Raw genomic sequence first — 4,487 nt, 5'->3', positions numbered from 1 at the left:
GGCACTCCCCAGCACCGCGCCGATGCAGGAGACGATGGCAGCCACGATGCGGTTGTTCCATTTCTTCTGGTCCATCTCGTCCGCCGCCGAGCGCCGGATGCAGAAGTAGATGATCAGGAGCCCCGCCACCACAGGGGCCAGCACCATCAGCCAGGTAGTGGCATCACCGATCAGCTTCTCCGTCCCCCTGGCAAGCTTGCTCTGGCTGATGCCGGACGCATATGCCGTGGTGCTGTTCGCCAGCATGAGAAAAGCGGCTGTGCCCATGGCACCTGCCGCCCGAAGCCTTGCCGCTACGTTTTTAATCTTCCTCTTCATTCTTGTCTGAACCTCCTACTGTTCTTCTATAGCCTTTCACAGACGAAAACATGGAGCTGGCCTGCGCCCCGAATGTCTGTGATTTCTGCTGTGCCTCTTTCAGCTGCAGGTCTTTGGTGTAATACACCCAGATATTCCACAGGGGAATCTCCTCCGTCCTGGCCGAAAGCACCGGGCGGGCCTTTTCCCTGGCCTCCCTCACCCTCCGGTTATGCTCCGGGTCTCCCAGCCCACACATCCGGTTGAAATACCACTGGGACAGGTCAGGCGCGTTCATCATGGCCGGGTGCGCCCTGCTGATGACGATCTGGCTGGGCCGGGAAATCCGCCGTATCTCGTCCGTGGTCAGAAGCTCCCTTGCCACAAGGCTGATGCTGTGGGAGCTGCTGGGATTGACATACCGCCCGTGCTGGCTGGATAACTGATAGGCCGAAGTGGTGTATTTCCCCAGCTTGTCGCATACATCCTGAAGAGTCTCCTTATCGTCCGCCTGCAGATAGATCCAGGTCTGGCAGTTGGACTTGACGATGGCCGCCGTCTCCTTATCGTATTTCTGGGTCAGCTGCTCAAAACTCTGCAAGAACAGGTTGAACCGCACGCCCCGGCCTCCGGCTACCGTCAGCTTGTTGGTGAAATCATTCAGTTTCGTAAAATTCCCGAACTCATCCAAAACAAAGTTCACCCTGTTCTCCAGTCTGCCACCCCGTAAATCAGACTGGCGCACCAGCAGTTCATATAGCTGGGACACCATCAGGCTGGCGATGGGGTAATATGTGGTCTTTTCATCCGGCAGGATTAGGAACAATGCCTGCTTCTTCCTGCCGATATCCGCTATGTTGTAATCGCTCTTATGGGTGATGGCATAGACGGAGCGGCTGGTGAACAGGCGCAGGGTAGTCAGGGCAGATGTGTCGAAGCTGCCCTTGGTACGGCTGGGTGCCACCTCCGCGATGGACATCAATGCCCGCGCCGGGTGCTTTGCCGGGAGCTTCTTCATGTACTCGCTCATGGGCGTCTTCCCTCCCACGGACTTGCTCATCTCTGCGATGAACCAGTACACGTTGGTCAGGTTCTGGTACTCCGGCCGTTTCCGGTTGTCCGCCACCACACAGAGGATGGCCGCCGCTATGGTGGACTTTTCCCCGTTCTCCCATATCTTCTCGTTGGAGGTGTTGTCCCCCACCAGGATGTTGGTGATGTCCCAGGCGTACATCTCCGCCCGCTCCACATCGTCCTCGTTGATGGCGTCAATCACCGGCTGGAGCAGGTTGTAGCGGGTGCTCTTCTCCGGATTCTTGAAGTCCAGGCAGATGACCTCATAGCCCAGCTTCTTCAGATAGTCCGCCGTGTAGTGGTACAGCTCTGCCTTGGGGTCGCTGATGACCAGGCTCTCCCCGGACAGCGCTATGGAGCAGATGGACTGGATGACCAGGCAACGGGTCTTGCCGGAGCGGGTGGCGCCGATAGTCAGGGTGTGGGTGTCGTCCCCAATCAGGTACAGCTTCTCCCGGTTCCCCATCTTCTCCATCCCCACCACGATGCCGCCTTTGGGGAAGAGTCTATAGGGGTCGGCTCCCCTGTCACCGGAACCTGCCCCCACTTCCCTTTCCTTTTCTGCCTTTTCCTTTCCCGTCTTTTCCTTTTCCGCTGTCTCCCCTCCAGACGGCGTTTTTTCTGCCTCCTTTCCGTCCCCCTGTCTGCCGATGTCGGCAAGGGAGACCACATACTCTACCGTTTCAAAATCTTCATCCTCCTTTGCCCTTGATAGATTTATAGGAACGGACGAAAGAATATTAGGAACTGCCGTTCTGTCCTCCGGCACGCTCCCTGCTTTCTCCTGTCCGGTATCCTCTTCCCTGTTTTTTGTACCGCTTTCCTTTTCCAGAAACGGCAGGTCCTCATAGCCTGTATCCAGAAGCATCCGGATTACTTCGTTATGCGGGTCAATCACCTGGGTCGCAAATACCCCGTCCCTCTCCTCCTTTTTCAGCCACCGTGATGAACCATGCTGGTACTGCCCGGACGGAGCCGGGGTATAGATATCTCCGGCAACCCTCACAAGCTCGCTCTGGTAGCTTCGGCTGTTCTGCACCCAGAAGAGGATACAGCACAGTGCCAGGAACCCCTCAAAGGAAAGGAAGAGCAATAACTGCCTACGCTCGGTAAACAGCCCCGACAGACACTGAAAGAACGGAACCAGCGTCAGCGTATCGTATCTCCTGGACATCAGGCCGTGAAGGGCCGCCGTAAAGAACAGGTTCAGGACAGTCCCCACTGCCAGCACGATGGCGCTTAATATCAGCTTTTCCTTTTTCTTCATTGGCACATTTCCTCTTCTTCCTCCTGCCTGTATCCGACGATCCCGCTTACAAAATCCGGATAGGCATTTTTCAGCATCTCTACAGTCTCTTCTTTGGGAAATCCCAGTATCTCCCGTCTGGATACCGCCATCCTGTCCCGGTCTATGGGATGGACCAGGTGGACGGTGTCGCTGAAGTTCCCTCCGCCCGCCCGGCATCCTGGGCCGTGGGTGGCAGTCCAAAGCTGGTTCCCGGCATTGCGGTATTCCGGTTTCAGGCTTTCGTAGCTTAGCAGCACGAACCTGCCTTCCATATCTTCCTTAATGCCTTCCCCTATGCAGTCCCGCCCATCCAGCAGGCGTATCCCATCGGTACTGATGGGATAATACTCTTTCAGCGTGGGATAGGGGACAAAATAAGTCTGGATGCCGTGCTCCCGTGCAAAATCCACCTCCCCCTGCATCCCCTGGCTGACCTCCTTTCCCATCACCCACATCTCATCGCACTTTTCCAGCAGGGAAAGCCCCAGCTTCAGCCCCTGTTCCCGCTGCTCCGGGATGGTGTCGTTGCACCACTGGCTGAAGATGATGTGGGGAGCCAGCGGCAGCAGCCCGCACTCGCTGACAAGCCTGCTGTATTCCACGGCTTTCTTGATATTGCCCTCATAGTCCCCTCTTAAGGGGGAGGCAAGGTATACCATTTTCAAATCAATCTCACCTCGATAAATGAATTTAGCCGAGGGGCTTTCGGTGAACGAAAACCTCTCGGCTATGTAAAAATAATTAAATCGGTTTACTGTGATTCATAGAATTTAATTTTATCAGAAAATCGTACAGGTAATCCCAACACATCATCAAATTCTAACTCTGATAATTCTACACCTATATCTTTTCCAAAAGATAATGGTATTAGTGTAAATCGCAATTTCTGGTCGTTTTCTAATTGCAACTCATAATGGTCTGGCTTGTTGGAACATATGACAGAAAATCTAACCTCTTTCTGTAACTCATAACCATCAGCTATTTTGTGATAAACGGATTCAAAGATATCGCTCATTGCTGAATTCAAATAGTCAATATCAGATAGCTTTTCATCTAAATCATAATGAACTTTCCCATAAGCATGGGACAATCCATATTTTTCAGCGGCTTCGTGAAATTTAGCTATAAAGATAGAAGTATTCATTATAACCATCATTTCGGTACCATCTCCTTGCCATAATGGCTCAATGTACCTCCATGGTATCTTATAAAAATATTTATTGTTTTCGGCGTCATAGTATTTTTCATCGTACTTTAAACCATACATACAATAAATATATGCATTATTATTTTTGTACATCAATTTAGTCTCGCCAAGTAACTTCCAAGTTTTCTTACCATCAGTTGAATATAAAATCTTACTTGGGACATTTGTTATAGCACCTTCCATTATATCTATCTGTCCGGCTGTCATATTACCTTTCTTAAAAGCCACTTGTGGATTCATATACAATTTATAGTCTTTATATAGTGTTTTGTTGTACTCAGGTTTTGAGATTCTAATCAAAAGCAATAATTGTTCTCTCATATTTGTGCTCCATATCAAATCTTTAATGTTATTTCAGTTGCGTTATTTTTGAATTAAAAATACATCCTCATATTTACTAATTTATGCTTAAGCCGCCTCTCCCACAAAAGTAATTGGCTTATCTTTAGTAAACACCAGAATGTATGTTCTCTTCCTTCAGAATAAATCAGTCTTCAAAATTTGTCAACAATATTTTGCATTTATGTTTCTAAAACAATTCAATATATAGCATTTTTGTTTGTCTAAACTATGTAAAAGGCAGCATCTGCTCTATGCCAACACCGTCCTTTCCCTCAATCC

At 50.2% G+C, this 4,487-nt stretch carries 4 protein-coding genes; all 4 read right to left on the bottom strand.

Annotated features, from left to right (window positions below):
• Window positions 1–318, bottom strand: a 318-nt coding sequence (locus Q2B33_RS19605; RefSeq protein ID WP_300822984.1) for an Mbov_0395 family pilin-like conjugal transfer protein, incomplete at its 3' end; no start/stop codon positions are given.
• Window positions 302–2,638, bottom strand: coding sequence for a VirD4-like conjugal transfer protein, CD1115 family (locus tag Q2B33_RS19600; RefSeq protein WP_300566862.1), 2,337 nt, complete (start codon window positions 2,636–2,638; stop codon window positions 302–304). The genes Q2B33_RS19600 and Q2B33_RS19605, both read right to left, overlap by 17 nt.
• Complete coding sequence (locus tag Q2B33_RS19595; protein WP_300791803.1) at window positions 2,635–3,318, bottom strand: DUF4406 domain-containing protein; 684 nt, start codon at window positions 3,316–3,318, stop codon at window positions 2,635–2,637. The genes Q2B33_RS19600 and Q2B33_RS19595 overlap by 4 nt, the downstream gene beginning before the upstream one ends.
• A 92-nt stretch (window positions 3,319–3,410) precedes the next feature.
• Window positions 3,411–4,187 (bottom strand): hypothetical protein, encoded by a 777-nt coding sequence (locus Q2B33_RS19590; RefSeq protein WP_300566871.1) that lies wholly within the window; start codon window positions 4,185–4,187, stop codon window positions 3,411–3,413.
• Window positions 4,188–4,487: the final 300 nt, after the last annotated feature.

The organism is uncultured Acetatifactor sp., from assembly GCF_948601915.1.
Lineage (GTDB): Bacteria > Bacillota > Clostridia > Lachnospirales > Lachnospiraceae > Acetatifactor.
The sequence above is the reverse complement of the archived record's forward strand: the minus strand, read 5'-3'. Positions and strand labels throughout refer to the sequence as shown.

What these genes read in the sequence shown, in the direction of transcription:
- Q2B33_RS19600 (WP_300566862.1), bottom strand. Translation starts at nt 2,638, where the DNA reads ATGAAGAAAAAGGAAAAGCTGATATTAAGCGCCATCGTGCTGGCAGTG.
- Q2B33_RS19595 (WP_300791803.1), bottom strand. Translation starts at nt 3,318, where the DNA reads ATGGTATACCTTGCCTCCCCCTTAAGAGGGGACTATGAGGGCAATATC.
- Q2B33_RS19590 (WP_300566871.1), bottom strand. Translation starts at nt 4,187, where the DNA reads ATGAGAGAACAATTATTGCTTTTGATTAGAATCTCAAAACCTGAGTAC.